Origin of the sequence: Chryseobacterium sp. JUb7 (genome assembly GCF_024806495.1) — a bacterium.
GTDB lineage: Bacteria > Bacteroidota > Bacteroidia > Flavobacteriales > Weeksellaceae > Chryseobacterium.
On sequence record NZ_JANUFF010000008.1, the window covers coordinates 1 to 15,737 of the forward strand.

The 15,737-nt window shown below is 32.2% G+C and carries 15 protein-coding genes; all 15 read left to right on the top strand.

Annotated elements, in window-relative coordinates:
- Nucleotides 1-631 precede the first annotated feature (631 nt).
- The 15 genes from M2373_RS14760 to M2373_RS14830 all read left to right on the top strand — a co-directional run bounded on the left by M2373_RS14760 (nt 632) and on the right by M2373_RS14830 (nt 15,664).
- The gene (locus M2373_RS14760; RefSeq protein ID WP_259111811.1) at nt 632-1,600 is read left to right on the top strand and encodes a YhcG family protein; all 969 of its coding nucleotides are present in this window, start codon (nt 632-634) and stop codon (nt 1,598-1,600) included.
- A 122-nt stretch (nt 1,601-1,722) separates the two neighbouring features.
- The gene (locus tag M2373_RS14765) at nt 1,723-1,869 is read left to right on the top strand and encodes a hypothetical protein (protein ID WP_259111812.1); all 147 of its coding nucleotides are present in this window, start codon (nt 1,723-1,725) and stop codon (nt 1,867-1,869) included.
- An 83-nt stretch (nt 1,870-1,952) separates the two neighbouring features.
- A complete protein-coding gene (locus M2373_RS14770) occupies nt 1,953-2,543 on the top strand; it encodes a DUF6624 domain-containing protein (protein ID WP_259111813.1) in 591 nt (196 codons plus the stop codon).
- Between the two features lie 272 nt (nt 2,544-2,815).
- On the top strand, nt 2,816-3,295 hold the full coding sequence (locus M2373_RS14775; protein ID WP_259111814.1) for a DUF2947 family protein: 480 nt from the start codon (nt 2,816-2,818) through the stop codon (nt 3,293-3,295).
- A 198-nt stretch (nt 3,296-3,493) separates the two neighbouring features.
- Nucleotides 3,494-4,015, top strand: a complete 522-nt coding sequence (locus M2373_RS14780) for a hypothetical protein (protein ID WP_259111815.1) — start codon at nt 3,494-3,496, stop codon at nt 4,013-4,015.
- Nucleotides 4,016-4,375: 360 nt separating this feature from the next.
- Nucleotides 4,376-4,825: a hypothetical protein gene (locus M2373_RS14785; RefSeq protein ID WP_259111816.1), complete on the top strand. Its 450-nt coding sequence runs from the start codon at nt 4,376-4,378 to the stop codon at nt 4,823-4,825.
- Between the two features lie 287 nt (nt 4,826-5,112).
- The gene (locus M2373_RS14790) at nt 5,113-6,066 is read left to right on the top strand and encodes a DUF6624 domain-containing protein (protein ID WP_259111817.1); all 954 of its coding nucleotides are present in this window, start codon (nt 5,113-5,115) and stop codon (nt 6,064-6,066) included.
- A gap of 423 nt (nt 6,067-6,489) precedes the next feature.
- The gene (locus M2373_RS14795; RefSeq protein ID WP_259111818.1) at nt 6,490-6,891 is read left to right on the top strand and encodes a hypothetical protein; all 402 of its coding nucleotides are present in this window, start codon (nt 6,490-6,492) and stop codon (nt 6,889-6,891) included.
- A gap of 227 nt (nt 6,892-7,118) precedes the next feature.
- Nucleotides 7,119-8,273 carry a hypothetical protein gene (locus M2373_RS14800; protein ID WP_259111819.1) on the top strand — a complete coding sequence of 385 codons (1,155 nt, stop codon included), beginning with the start codon at nt 7,119-7,121 and terminating at the stop codon, nt 8,271-8,273.
- A gap of 67 nt (nt 8,274-8,340) precedes the next feature.
- Nucleotides 8,341-8,859, top strand: a complete 519-nt coding sequence (locus M2373_RS14805; RefSeq protein WP_259111820.1) for a hypothetical protein — start codon at nt 8,341-8,343, stop codon at nt 8,857-8,859.
- 463 nt (nt 8,860-9,322) lie between these two features.
- Nucleotides 9,323-10,000: a hypothetical protein gene (locus M2373_RS14810; RefSeq protein WP_259111821.1), complete on the top strand. Its 678-nt coding sequence runs from the start codon at nt 9,323-9,325 to the stop codon at nt 9,998-10,000.
- 156 nt (nt 10,001-10,156) lie between these two features.
- Nucleotides 10,157-12,652: a PIG-L family deacetylase gene (locus tag M2373_RS14815; protein ID WP_259111822.1), complete on the top strand. Its 2,496-nt coding sequence runs from the start codon at nt 10,157-10,159 to the stop codon at nt 12,650-12,652.
- 100 nt (nt 12,653-12,752) lie between these two features.
- Nucleotides 12,753-14,444 (top strand): sodium:solute symporter, encoded by a 1,692-nt coding sequence (locus M2373_RS14820; protein ID WP_259111823.1) that lies wholly within the window; start codon nt 12,753-12,755, stop codon nt 14,442-14,444.
- Between the two features lie 35 nt (nt 14,445-14,479).
- On the top strand, nt 14,480-14,998 hold the full coding sequence (locus M2373_RS14825; RefSeq protein ID WP_259111824.1) for a DUF2911 domain-containing protein: 519 nt from the start codon (nt 14,480-14,482) through the stop codon (nt 14,996-14,998).
- A 162-nt stretch (nt 14,999-15,160) separates the two neighbouring features.
- Nucleotides 15,161-15,664: an SMI1/KNR4 family protein gene (locus tag M2373_RS14830; protein WP_259111825.1), complete on the top strand. Its 504-nt coding sequence runs from the start codon at nt 15,161-15,163 to the stop codon at nt 15,662-15,664.
- Nucleotides 15,665-15,737: the final 73 nt, after the last annotated feature.

The window sequence follows — 15,737 nt, forward strand, 5'->3', positions numbered from 1 at the left end:
AGAGTTTTCAAAGCTCTCTTTTTTTTATATCCAAATGGCTAATATGCACAGAAAGCCAAAATGCATATCTACAATTTCGTATTGTCTAAAAGAATACTAGCTCATTGGTAATTTCACACCATCAAAAGAAGTATATTAGATCTACAAAAATGGATATCAATAATTCTAGTTTTTGTATCTATGTAAATATTTGGTTGCCCACTTCCTACTTTTTTTCAGTTTGCCTTGGGAGGAGTTAGTTTATTCGGACTTTTAAAACAATTAAATTTTAATAATATGAAAAATAATACGATATGGTGGATGGGAGCAATTTTGGGGAGCAGAAAGATCGTCGTTAATAAATAGATACAAATTAAGAATGAAATTATTAAGACAGCTCCAGAGGGTTCGACTCCCTCTCTTTCCACAAATTACCGTAGTAGAAGTACTACGGTTTTTCATTTACAGTTTTGGAAAAGATGAAAATATAAATCTCAAAAACGATTAAATAGTCCTGTTTTTATTAGATTCCTGAACGTTTGATGTATTTTGTAGATTAAATAAATATTTTATGATTTTTAAGGATTTTTTACAGATTTCTTTTTATAAAATATTCGAGTAAATTTGTTATTATTAATATGATGTATATTCTATGAAAGACCAATTTTCCGATATTATTCAAATCATTAAGAATGCTCGAAATAATGTTATAAAGACTGTGAATTCAGAATTGATAAGTCTGTATTGGAATGTTGGAGCATACATTAGCCAAAAAGTAGAAGTTAGTGAATGGGGACAGTCTGTTGTAAAAGAGCTATCAGAGTTCATTATTAAGACGGAGCCTGAAATAAAAGGCTTTTCAGATAAGAACTTGTGGAGAATGAAACAGTTCTATGAAACTTATAAAGATTCTCCAAAACTCTCACCAATGGTGAGAGAAATTAGCTGGAGTCATAATATGGTTATCTTTTCTCGGTGTAAAACACTGGAAGAACAAGAATTTTATCTCAAAATAACTAAACAAGAGGGTTACAGTAAGAGAGAATTAGAACGACAGATTTCTGCGAGTTTGTTTGAAAGATCCATGATCGGTCATTCTACACTCTCACCATCGTTGAGAGAAATGGATTCAAAACTTATAAATACTTTCAAAGATACTTATGTTTTTGATTTCTTAAACTTGCCGGATATCCATTCTGAAAATGATTTACAGAAAGGTTTAATAAAACAAATGAAAGATTTCATCCTCGAATTAGGCAGAGATTTTTTATTTGTCGGGAAAGAATATAAAGTTCAGGTCGGTTCTTCAGACTTTTATATTGATTTGCTTTTTTATCATCGAGGACTACAGTGTTTGGTAGCTTTCGAACTCAAGACTGATAAATTTAAACCAGAATATTTGGGGCAGCTTAATTTTTACCTTGAAGCGCTTGATAGAGATGTGAAAAAGATAAATGAGAATCCAAGCATTGGAATCCTGTTGTGTAAGGACAAAGATAATGAGGTTGTAGAATATGCTTTGAGTAGAAGCCTTTCTCCTACCATGGTTTCAGAATATAAAACCCAGCTCCCAGATAAAAAATTACTTCAGAAAAAATTACATGAGTTATTTGAACATTAACATACAAAATATTCTGTAAAGTATATTTTCATGTATTACATTGCGGAATGTTTAATGTATTGTAAAACGTAAAAAGTCTCAAAAAACGATATACAAAAGACACTATATCCAAACTATTAGTTATGAGGTCTATATATAAAAACCAGACTTTAGCTCCGAAAGAAATTTATGAACCACTTGGCTTGACAAGAGCAACATTTTATAGGTATGCTAAAATTTTGGATAATCATACTGATGAAGAAATTAAAAAAATGGCAATTAAAAAATAACAAACCCTTGAAATTAAAACTGTATTTTAGATTTTTGAACTAATAATTAAGTTGGAAAAAACTAAAAATAACCATAAATAGAAATGAAAGTAAAAAAAATATTATTTAGCATATTAACAGCTCTTGTTTTAATGATATCAATATTCCTTTATATGAATAAGGATAAATTTGTCTATGTAGGTTCAGTAGATATTATTGAAGTCGATTGCAGCAAAAAACGTCAAATCTTGAGCGAAGTTTTAGAAAGTGACCAAAGGATTAGAAAATCAAATGAACTTATCAAATATGCTAAAGAAGATCATAGGAATCAAGAATTAGTAATTAGCATTATTGAAAAGTGTGGTATGCCAACATTAAAGGAGGTGGGGCAAAGACAAATGGATGCAATCTGGTTGGGACTGCAACATAGTACTAAAGAAATCAGAAAAAAGTATTTTCCACAAATAGAAAAAGCGGTTGAAAATGGAGACTTATCTAAACAACAATACGCATTGATGAAAGATAGGATGTTAATGGACGAAGGAAAACCCCAAATATATGGTTCACAAATAAAAAATGGTAAATTGTATACATTAGAAAATCCTGAAACTGTGAACGAAAGAAGAAAAGAAATGGGAATGGAACCAATAGAGGATTATTTAAAGTATTTCAATATTCAGTTCAATCCGAATTAAAATACTACACATAACTTAGTAGTGGCAAAAAGCGGGGTTCAGTCTGAGTTGAAATTGTTATTTTTTTATTCGCAACTGCTTCAATTAAGTAGTCTTTTTAAGTTTACTTCATTGAAAAAGCATTGCCTTCACTTGGTCGAAATTGAACTTTCAGTCCATTATTAGCCCGCACTTCGCCAATACTCCAAACGTTATTAATTGCTATTAAAATCTCAAAAAAGGATGAAAAATTTTAGTAGCTAATACATTATATCTAAACAAAAAGCAAGGAATTGAATATACAAATTGACAAAAGAGAAATAATTCCCTTGAGTGATTTCGAATTAGGATGGAGGTTTGATAAAGGTCATAATTCTGATATCTCAGATTACGATAAAAAAGAAATTTTAGCTCTATCAGAAAATGAATCTAAAAGACTTAACAAAGTAATCGATTATTATGAAATTGAATCAAACAGAATGGGAAAATATTTAGAAACAGATTGGTTTTCTGCAAATTCTGAGAATAAGGACAAAGTGGAGAGATTTAGAAATCAGGTAGAAAAATATTTAAAACCATTTAATGAAGATATAATCATTTCTTGGGAAAGAAAACTAACATTAAAAACAAAAAAAAATATATTCATAAAATATTGGACTGACTTTCTGTATCCAGGTTCAGATGATGTGACAATAATATCTGAACGAACAAATTGGATATTATTTTATAATCATTGTGAAGTTGCAAATATTTGGATAAAAAATAAGTCATAAATACCTCATACAGCAAGGATTTGGTAGTAGTGGTCGGAAAATCTTCAATTTACACCTTAGGTAAAAATTTGTATTTTAGTTTAAAGTTTCGGCTTCGAAATACGTGCCCGTGCCAAGGTGTGAAATGGTAATTATGGATAAAAGGGATCTCAAAAAACGATCTATAAAAAACTAAGTTAATATTGAAACGGAAACGAAATGAAAATTTTAAATGATTCAAACAAATTATTCTATCTGAAATCCGCTAATGTAATTGGTGAGCAAAATATTTTACTCTTCTTTAGACAGGCGGATAAATATAGTTTGCGAAATACAATAGAAAATCAATATGATTACATCAATGTATCATTAATTTTATGGATGGAGAACCCCAATGATGCAAACAACGAATGCTTAAAGATTAAACAATACTTTTTGGACGATACAGTATCAATAGACACAATAAACGATACAGAAATTGAATTTATTGGCGACTATGATTATCGAATTAAAGTGAAAAAATATGATGAGAATATTATAGACCAGTTCACAGAAGATTGGATTGACAGATATTTATATGCCACAAAGTTTGCTTTCGAACAAATGGCAATAGGAGGAAATTATTATAATTTGCTCAAAGAAATTGTAAATATTGCAAGATTTTCTAAAGAAGAGATCGCAAATAAAATCATTGACAAAGTGGGTTGTTTCGAACAAGAAAATAATATCAAAATTGACTAAAACTATCGCTAATAATGGTTTTGTAATAGTGGTGCTAAGCTGCAATGTTCAACGGCAGTTGTGAGATTTTTTTTCGAAAAATTAAAGATTAGTTCTTCGATTGTTTCTCCGTCACAAAGCCACCTAAACACTAAATATAGATAAAACCAAGTCCCATAAATAATACATGAATCTTAATAAAATAATACTAAAAACCCGTTGTGCATTCTAATTTGTTTCGTCACTTCGAGTAGATTTTTGAAAAAAATCGTATCGAGAAGGTTGTAATTTTGAATATGAATCTTTTCTCGATACATTTTTTCTCCACTTTGTTACGAAAAAACACTCGAACTGACGAATCTCATACCACAATTTTACAAAATGCACAACGGGTTATTAAAAATATTTTTCTTATTTGTTTTGATCTTGAATCTGGATGTTTCCGCTCAAGAAGTAGAACTTGATTTAATAGGAAATTGGAATTTAACTGACTTTTGGAGTAATGAAAGTAAAACAATTTTTACAAAAGACGGATATATTTCGATGACTATAAATGGAGAAAAAATTGATGGGAAAAATTTCATAATTCGGGGCGGTCCAAATGATGGCGAAAAAGGAGAAATGAAATATACAATAAATACGAAAATAAGCCCAATTCAAATTGACATTATTGCACTCAAGGATAATATTGAGAAAGGTAGAATTCTTGGTATTATAATTCCGGTTAATCATACGAAAATGTTAATGGTTTTGAGTTTTGACGGAAAAAGACCAGAAGCAATTAATGATGAAAATTTTGAACAAACTTTGACTTTATACAAAACAGAATAAAAACTGCAGCTATCTGGAAGATTTATTTGAACAAATAGAAAACCCGCAGATAAAAAAGTTTACGAGATAACCATTTTCATTGGAAATCGTTTTTTGAGTAAGCATCAAAACTTTATATTATAGACTAAATCTCAAAAAACAATCAAAATAAATTTTATATTAGAAGCATAAATAGCTTTACGAATATTATATAAATCAGATTGATGCAATGCATAAATTTGACAGTTAGCAGACATAAAAAAGCAGAACGGAAATATCTAAAATTTAATAATTTAATACAGAAAAAAATGAGAAACAATATTTATACTTTGTTATTGTTACTTTTATTCACAAGCGTTAATGCTCAAGAATATTCAAAATTAATAAGTGATGCTCATCAATCATATCAGGCAAAAGATTACAAAATGTCTACTGATTTATATGGCAAAGCATTTAAAATTGAAGACAAAAACCCAAGTCATTTATATAATGGAGCGTGCTCATCATCTTTGGCTGGAAACACAAAAAACGCTTTTAAATGGTTGAACTTATCAATAGAAAAAGGTTGGACAAATTTAAAACACTTAAAATCCGATACTGATTTAGAAAATTTACACTCAAAAAAAGAATGGAAAAAAACCATTGAAAAGTTAGAAAAAAAGTTAGAGCTTATAGAAGCGAATTATGACAAACCATTGCAAACTGAATTACTTACAATTTTTGAAGAAGATCAAAAATATAGAATTCAAATGAATGAAACCCAAAAAAAATTCGGTCAGGATTCTAAAGAAATGCAGGACCTTTGGAAAATCGCAAATCAGAAAGACTCAATAAACTTATTAAAAGTAAAAAAAATATTAGATGAAAAGGGTTGGGTTGGTAAAGACAAAGTTGGTGCACAAGCCAATAGTGCATTATTTCTTGTCATTCAACACTCAGATTTAGAAACGCAGAAAAAATATTTACCCATGATGAAAGAAGCTGTCACAAAAGGAAATGCAAGTTCAAGTTCATTAGCATTGTTAATTGATAGAATAGAAATTCGAGAAGGTAGAAAGCAAATTTACGGAAGCCAGATAGGGATAAATCCAAATACTAACACTCAGTATATTTTACCTTTAATTGATCCTGACAATGTAGATAAAAGAAGGACAGAAGTTGGTTTAGGTTCAATCGCTGACTATATTAAAAATTGGAATTTAATTTGGGATGTTGAAAAGTACAAAAGTGAATTACCCGAATTAGAAAAATTAAATAAATAGGAAAAACATCTGCTAACAGACGTTTGGTAAGATTGCGAATTTTGTTGGAAATTCACGTTTACGTTTCGCAAGAAATTTAATATTTAATAGAAAAGAATAGGCTCCAAAGTTCGCAACCTCGCCAAGCAATAGATGAAGTTAATTTTCAAAAAAAACTGTAAATCAAATAGATGAAAAAAAATTAATACAATAAAAATTATGATTGAAGTAAACTTTTTAGATGCCAGAGAAGCCAAAATCCTTTTACTTAATACCAAAGAAGATATAGAAAATTTTTTCGAAAATACAGTTAACTGTTCATCTGCTCATACATTGGGAAAGACTACAATAAATTATAGTCTAGTATAGGTAATTAAAGTTTAAATAATTATTAGACTTAAATAGAATCAATTAATCTCAAAGAACGATTATTTCAATTCAAATATGTATAAAGTTAACGCAAATCGAGGGATAAAAAATGTTTTTAAGTGGATATCGATTATTTCTTATTTAATGATCATTTTGGCAGGATGGATGAGTGGAATTCCATTTATAATATGGCTAATATTTGCAGCTTTTGACTTTGGAAATATTGACCAATTGTTTGCAATATTTGGGCTTGTAGGAATTATTTTAAACCTAACTACAGGGAAAACCAGAATTGATGTTACTATTGTAAGTTTCATACTTATGTTATCACCAGTCATTAGCAGATTAGTACAGGTTCCAATTGAGGTGTTCAACTATTTAGCATTTCAAATCCCTTTGACTATTTTTATAGTAAGCTACTTAACTTATATAATAATTAATGCAAGAGAGAATTCTGGTAAGAAGAATTTGCAATAAGTGATTAAAAATAAAACGTTAGTAGCCACTTTATAGATCTCAAAAAACGATATAAAGTAGTACGGTCGTCTCACTCTCGCCAGCAGGGGTGAGCTTGGAACTTTGGCTTATTTCATTTGGAACGAAATAAAATTGTTTTTGATAGTATATTTATTTATCTTTCACATAATTATTTAGATATATTCAATCTGAAATTCCAAAACTTGGCAGACATTAAAAAAAACTTGATGATAAAAAAAAATCTGGTATTTCTTTTTATTTTAATATCCTCTTATCTCCTTGCTCAAAACTATGAAAGATATAAAAAATTAAAAGATACTGTAATACACTCTACCAATCTCGGATTCGAGAAAAAGATTTCAGTATTAGTTCCGGTAGAATGGCAAAAAGAGATAAAGAACGATTTTCCACTGATTATTGTATTTGATAAGCAAAATAAAAGAAGTAATAACTATATCCTCAATACCATTGATTATCTGACCAGTAATGAACAAATGCCTTCATCTGTAATTATAAGTGTGGAATCAGAACAACGCTATCGTTATATTGAAACACAGTACAAAATTTCTGACCCAAATGGTCGTGGAATTGAGAATGAAAAATTCATTTTTGAAGAACTAATCCCACTTGCAGAACGAGATTACAAAGCGTCATCTTTTAGAATTTTAATTGGTCATTCAAGGTATGGTTATTTTACCACTTCACTTTTCAATTCAAGAATAAATGATTTGAATGCGATTATTTCGATGAGTCCGTTTTTTGTTCAGAAAAATATTGACATAACCCATTCAATAAGCGAATTAAACAGACATTCTTACAAGTATAAAAAGTATTATCGTTTTGGAATCGGAAACGATTATCCTGAAGATTTCCATAAAATGGATTCTATTCTAAAGAAGAATATTGATAATCCACTTTTAGATATTAAAGGGTACCGTTTTAAAGAAGCAGACCATAATGCCACTCCAGGATTACTGATCAATACGGCACTCTATGAAATATTTGAAGATTGGTACGCTATTCAGTCAAAGTATATTTCAAACAAACAAATAGATTTAGGTATAAAAAAAACTCTTGATCAAGAAATACAGTCAAACTACGGGACAAACCTAAACTTTTCTTTAGGCATTTTAAATGGCAAAGGTTGGTATTTTTATAATGAAAAACAAAACAGCAAAGCAATTGAGGCATGGAAAATCTTACTACACTCTTATCCGAATTTTTCAGAAGCTTACCTAAATATCATAAAAGCTAAGATAAAATTAAAGCAGAGCTATTCTGAAACAATAAAAGAATTCAGCAAATCACTGGTCAATTCTAAATTTTATACAGAAAAAGAAAAGAAACAATTAGAAATTGAATTACAGGAAATCACAAAATAAAACCCAATGCGTACAGGTCTCTCAACGTTTCACTAAATGTCCATCTTCAATCATGTACTATAAATTTATGAAAACACTTTTTAATACAACGATTCTTATTATTCCTCTATTTTTTTGGTTTGGCTGTACCAGACAAATGCAAAAATCACCTTTTCCGAAATTTGCTGAATATTTTAGTCCAAAATCAAAACTTTCTTTAACGATAAAAAATCAGAACTTTGAACTAGAGCGTATGGAATTTTCTGGTGATCAAGTATTTTCCACTCCAATTACCAATGGTACATGCTATGTAGATGGAAATATTTTGATACTCAACGGAAACAACAAAAAGAAGTATGTTTTAGAGATTGAATCTGAAGAAATCCTGACACCAAAAAAACTTGAAAATACCACAGATGAAGAAAAATTTTTAGCATGGACCATTTACTATGATAATGGAGATGATAAACAAAATGGTGGCTGGAATGATAACAATACAAAAGAAGGAGTCTGGTCATATTTTGACAAGAAAGGAAACAGAACTCAAAAATTATATAAAAACGGGATTCTAAAAGACGAAAATTACAAATTTGAATGGGAAAAATAAAAAAGAATCGCCTGGCATTGATTTTACTTTTTTAACCATTGGTGATTTTATCATCATTAATTACAAAATGTTTGAAGCCTTATAAGCGATGATATTTTATAGTTTTAAGCTGTCAGTTTTTACAAGTTTTAAATGGAAAATAAAACTGTTGATAAAGATTTTTTTATATTTAGAGAAGTAAATAAGTATTTGTAGAAACACGTTGTGCATTTTGCGGAATTTTGGGATTAAATTCGTCGGTTCGAGTGTTTTTTCGTAACAAAGTGGAGAAAAAATGTATCGAGAACAGATTTATCTTCAAAATTACAAACTTCTCGATACGATTTTTTTCAAAAACCTACTCGAAGTGACGAAAACAAATCAAAATGCACAACGGGTTTGTAGAATACTTTACGAATGTCAAATAAAATAGGCTTTGCTTGCATCTTGCGTTCTGCAACATACCTATAAACAAATATAAAAAATGACAATGCCTATTCATCAATTACCTCCGGACGGAGGCATGTTATATAAAGAAACAGATATGGCTCAGTTTTTTCCTGAGCCGTTAAATGCAATAACGGCTGTATTTTTTTTAGCATTAGCCATTTTTTGGACCATTAAAATTAAAGGTAATTTTAAAGAATATCCTTTTTTAATATATTGCTTGGTTTTATTATATATTGGTGCCATAGGAGGAACTATTTACCATTCATTCAGACAATGGCCGGTATTTATTATGATGGATTGGATGCCCATCATGTTGCTCTGTTTGTCTGCCGGATTTTATTTTGTAGCTCAAAGCACCAAATGGTATTATGCTGTTTTAATGGTTCTCGGATATCTATTCCTCATGTTTGCTTTGAGAAATTGGATTTTGATAGGTAATACTTCTCTTTTTATCAATGTAAACTATGCAATTATGGCTTCATTTGTACTCTTTTCGGTATTGAATTATTTAATCTATACCAAATGGAAAGCCGGCAAATGGGTAGGCTTTGCTTTATTGTCGTTTGTTTTAGCCCTGACCTTCCGTATTGCCGATAAATGGGAATGGTTTAGTTTCGGAACACACTTCTTATGGCATACTTTCGGGGCGGCGGCAACATTTTGTATGTTTAATTATATCTATCTTACGCAGAATACAATTAGAAAAGCATAAGTAGTTTTTATCTTCTTTGAATCTCTAATTCATAAATAAATTGGTTTAATATAATGCGCAATTATATTTATTTAATTTTATGGAATTCAGACTATAATTCTTTTAAGGTTGAAAGAAAGATGATTTACTTATATTTGCCCCGCAAAGCAAATTCATATGTTCAAAAAAGTAAGCACTGTATTTATCCTTGGATTGTGTACGGTTTTTTCGGCTCAACAAATTCGGCCATCTAAATCATCTGAAATTTACCGCGAAATCAAAACCCTAAAACACCTACCTAAAGTTTTATACCTCGCAGCTCATCCCGATGATGAAAATACTGGGTTGCTCTCCTGGTTAATCAACGGCCAAAATGTAGAAACGGGCTATTTGTCTTTAACCAGAGGTGATGGCGGTCAGAATTTATTAGGGACAGAACAAGGTGCTGCATTAGGTTTAATCAGAACCCATGAGCTTTTAGAGGCAAGAAAATTAGACGGTGCTCAACAGTTTTTTACGCGTGCGATTGATTTCGGGTTTTCTAAAAATACGACTGATACTTTTAAACAGTGGGATGCAGATAGCATTACTGCTGATGTAGTCTGGGTAATCCGTCAATTCCGTCCTGATGTTATTATTTGTCGTTTTCCGCCTACTGCTGCGGCAGGACACGGACAACATGCGACTTCGGCTGTGGTTGCGGAAAAAGCTTTTAAGCTGGCAGGAGATAAAAATGCTTTCCCAGATCAATTAAAATATGTTAATGTATGGCAGCCAAAACGCGTACTTTGGAATACTTTCAGATTTGGTAACAACAATACGACTGCAGAAAATCAACTGAAAGTCACGGTTGGGCAATATGATGCACAACTCGGAATGGGCTATGGTGAATTGGCAGGATTAAGCAGAAGTTTACATAAAAGCCAGGGTGCAGGAACACAGTCTGTCGCTGGAATAAAAACAGAATATTTTGCCCATGTTGCTGGTGAGGCTGCAAAATCAACACTTTTTGATGGAGTCGTTAAAACATGGACCTCAAATGGAAATGCTGATATTGACCAGTCATTAGATAAAATTATTTCAGATTTCAATTTCAACGAGCCAGACCATAGCTTACCTGCTTTACTTGCTTTGCGAAAAAAAGTTTTGGCATTAAAAGATTCAGATTTAAAAAAGGATAAAATAAAATCTCTCGACAATATCATTTTAAGCTGTGCCGGGTTTATGGGCGAGGTGGTTACCAATCAGGCTGAAGCTGTTGCCGGAGATCATTATAATTTTAGATTAAATTTGATTTCAAGAGCTGCAAATTTTGTTGTTTTAGAAGATGTAAAATGGCTAAGTCAGTCAGAAAATTTCAACAGAAAACTGTCAAAAGATTCTTTAATTACCATTCAGCACGATATTCAGATTCCTGCTGATGCAGCACTCACAGAACCTTACTGGTTGACAAAACCAGCCAAAGATGCGGCCACTTTCTCTGTTCCGAATGATACTTTAGTCGGCTTGCCTGAGGCGGAATCACCATTGAATGTTTTGCTTAATTTAAAAATAGGCTCGGAAAAATTTCAGGTTAAACTTCCTTTATCTTTCAAGAAATTAGATCCGGTGCGTGGCGATGTGGTCGAAGCCTTGCGCATTGTTCCAGCATTGGAACTGAAGTTTACACAACCACTTTATTTAGTCAAAGAAAATGAAGATTTGCATTTGAGTTTAAATTTCAAGGTTAATTCAAATAAACAGTTTAATAATGGAAAAATAAACTTGTTATATAATGGAGAAAGATTAGGCGGAGGAGATTTAAAATCAATCAATGGAAAAGATTTTACCGTTGATTATGTCATTCCAAAAGCTAAACTTGCTTCAATAAAATCAAATCAGTTACAATTGGATGCCAATTTTGTTGCAGATGGAGTCACTTATAACAAAAAACAGGTATTAATTCAATACCCTCATTTGCCTTCCTTACAATATTTTACACCTGCCAATGTAGTTGTAATGAAAGGCGATATCCAGACTAAGGTTAAAAAAGTGGGTTATGTTCAAGGTGCAGGAGATTTCATTCCTGAATTTTTACGTATTGCTGGAATTCAGGTAGATGTCCTGAAAGATGAAGATTTTTATGGCAACTTAGATGAATCTGGCGGAAGCCAAAATAAACTTTCACAGTATGATGCCATTGTATTGGGTGTTCGTGCCAATAATACGGAGAAAAAACTGGGACGCTGGATGCCTTTTTTATGGTCTTATGTAAAAGCAGGGGGGAATTTGGTCATGCAGTATAACACCAACCAGGATACAACCGTTAACCAATTGGGGATGTACAATTTCAGTATTGCCAATAAGCGGGTTACTGAAGAAAATGCTGAGGTCAAATTTTTAAACCCAAATCATAAATTACTGAACTTTCCGAACAAAATTACTGCAGATGATTTTAAAGGCTGGGTACAGGAGCGTGGCGCTTATTTCCCTAATCAATGGGATGCAGCGTATGAACCGCTTTTTGAAATGCACGATACCAATGAAGAGCCTCTGCGGGGATCAACTTTATATGCCCAATACGGAAAAGGTAACTTCATTTATACTCCGTTGGCATTTTTCAGACAATTACCTGCGGGAAATGTTGGTGCGGCAAGATTATTTCTAAACTTTTTATCTGCACAGAAAAACTAATGAACAAGCAACTTAAAAATTGGAATACCTGGTACATACTATTAGCGATTGCATTAGTAGTTCAGATCGCATTTTATTATTTCTTCACTAAATTCTGGGCATGAGTACGATAGATTGGACAGTTCTTATTGTTACACTGGTTGCGGTAGTGGTTTACGGCGTATTCATCGGTCGTGGCCAAAAAAGCAACGAATCCTACCTGAAAGCGGATAATAAAATGCCCTGGTACATTGTGTTGATCGGTATTATGGCGACTCAGGCAAGTGCGATTACATTTCTTTCGGCACCGGGTCAGGCTTATACAGATGGGATGCGTTTCGTGCAGTATTACTTTGGTCTGCCTTTGGCGATGATTGTGATCTGTATCACTTTCATCCCGATTTTTCAACGCTTAAATGTGTACACCGCCTATGAATATTTAGAAAACCGTTTTGATAAAAAAACAAGGGTACTCACTTCACTGCTTTTTCTTTTTTCCAGAGGATTATCAACAGGAATCAGCATTTACGCTCCGAGTATCATCTTATCAAGCGTTTTAAACTGGAATATTTATTTAACCAATGTTTTAACGGGTGGCATTCTGTTGATTTACACCTATGTTGGAGGAGCAAAAGCAATCGCTCACACTCAAAAATTACAGTTTCTCATTATTCTGGGAACCATGGCTTTTGCAGGATATTTACTTATTCAAAATATGCCGAATGGAATTGGTTTTAACGACGCGCTTTATCTGGCGGGAAAATCCGGAAAACTCAATGTAATCACCACAGAATTCGACTGGAAAGATAAATACAATATCTGGAGCGGATTGATTGGCGGTTTTTTTCTGGCACTTTCTTACTTTGGGACTGACCAGAGTCAGGTCGGCAGGTATATTACCGCGAAGGACAATACCAATGCGAAAATGGGCTTGCTGTTGAACGGATTGGTTAAAATTCCGATGCAGTTTGCTATTCTTCTGATCGGTGCTCTGCTTTTCGCCTTCTTTTCCTTAAAACCGGCCCCGATTTATTTTAACGAGCGTTCTTATCAATATTTAAAGGAAACAAAACCTGAACAGGCAGCAGTTTTTGAAAAAGAGCATCGGGATTTACAAATTAAATTTAACGCAGAGTCGAAAGAAATTCTAAAACTGAAAGAAATTCAATCTCCCCAACTCACAAAAACAATTCAGGATTTTAAAAGCACACAGACCCAGGTAAAAGAGCTTCACGGCAGGGTAGAGGAAGCTATTAATCATTCAAACTATAATGCAGAGAAAACAGATACCAATTACATTTTCCTGTATTTCGTAAAAAATACCTTGCCTGTAGGGATGATCGGTTTACTGTTTGCCGTTATTTTTCTGGCCAGCTGGGGTTCAATTTCAGCAGCGCTGAATTCCCTTGCCGCCTGCTCCTTAAAAGATGTTCATTTGATATTTAAAAAAGAAACTCCTGACGATGCCACTGAGTTGAGGTACAGTCGCCTGCATACTTTAGCTTGGGGTATTTTCTCAATCGGTGTAGCGATGTTTGCCACTCAAATGGGTTCCCTTATTGAAGCCGTTAATGTATTAGGATCTCTTTTCTACGGTCCGATATTGGGGATTTTTCTGGTCGCATTTTACTATAAAAAAATCACTGGTTCGAATGTATTTATTGCTGCCATTTTATCGGAAATTGCGGTTATTGCCGTTTATCAGTTTGATATCGTTTCTTTCCTTTGGCTTAACGTAATAGGGGCAGCGGCAGTCATTATATTTTCTGCAATCGGATTACTGTTTTATAAGCCGAAAGCCGTAAATTCGTAAACGAACAATAATAAAAACAAATAAATAAAAATAGTATGAAAACAATGATTAAATCTGCTACTGTACTTTTTGCTGCAATGACGGTTTCAGTGAATGCCTTTGCACAGGATACTAAAAAGCCTGCCAGCCCTGCAGCTACTGCAACGGGAAAAATTAAAGATGCAACCGTTACAATAGCTTATAGCAGCCCTTCTGTTAAGGAACGTAAAATCTGGGGTGATTTAGTAGCTTATGATAAAGTCTGGCGTGCAGGTGCTAATGAAGCCACTACTTTCGAGACCAGCAAGGATATTACCGTTCAGGGTAAAAAACTTCCTGCAGGTAAATATAGCTTTTTCTTAATTCCTAAAGAAAGCGGAACTTGGACTGCGGTTTTCAACAAAGAGTCAAAACAATGGGGTGCTTATAAATACGAAGAAGCTAAAGATGCTTTACGTGTTGATGTAAAAACAAAAGCTTTACCAGCAACGCAGGAAACTTTAATTTATAAAGTAAACAATAATGGATTTACAATGGATTGGGATAAAATCTCAGTTCCTGTAGAGATAAAATAAATTTATAGATAAGAAATTAAAATCCCGTTCATTCGGGATTTTTTTGGATAATAGGGAAGATTTGAATTATTTTGAAGGATATTGAAGTTGTCTGCATTGAAATTTCTGGTATAAAACACTCAAAATGATAGGATAGCAATTAAGTAATTTTAGTCTTAAAAAATGATGATAATAGATGTATGTGAAAAAGCTTTAAAAGAACTTTATAACTTCTCAAAAGAGATTTTATATTTAGGGGACAATATTAAAGATTTTCGAATAGAAGAATTTGAGAATAATATCGGTTATGAATTACCGATAGATTTTAAGTTTATAGCCAAGAAACACAACGGAATTATTCTTGCAGGAACTGAAATTTATGGTTTATCTTTCAGTTTAAAAGAAAATTCTCTGGATATAGTCTATAAATTTGAACATTTTGATGTTGATAATCCAATGCCAAGCTATTTTTTCCCATTTTCACCTGATGGACGTGGAAATCATTATTGTTTGGATTTATCCAAATTAGCTGACGGAATATGTCCTGTAGTATTTTGGCAATGGGATTTGGAATATGATGATTTTGAAAATGTGGAAGTATCAAATAATAGTTTTGTTGATTGGGTCAATGAAGTTTTGATCGATTGGAGTAAGGATATCTATAATTATGATGGTACTGAAAAATGAAAAATTATTTTCTATTTATGATAGCTATATTGAATTACTGTTTATAATGTAGAATAACTTTAACTGAACAGTA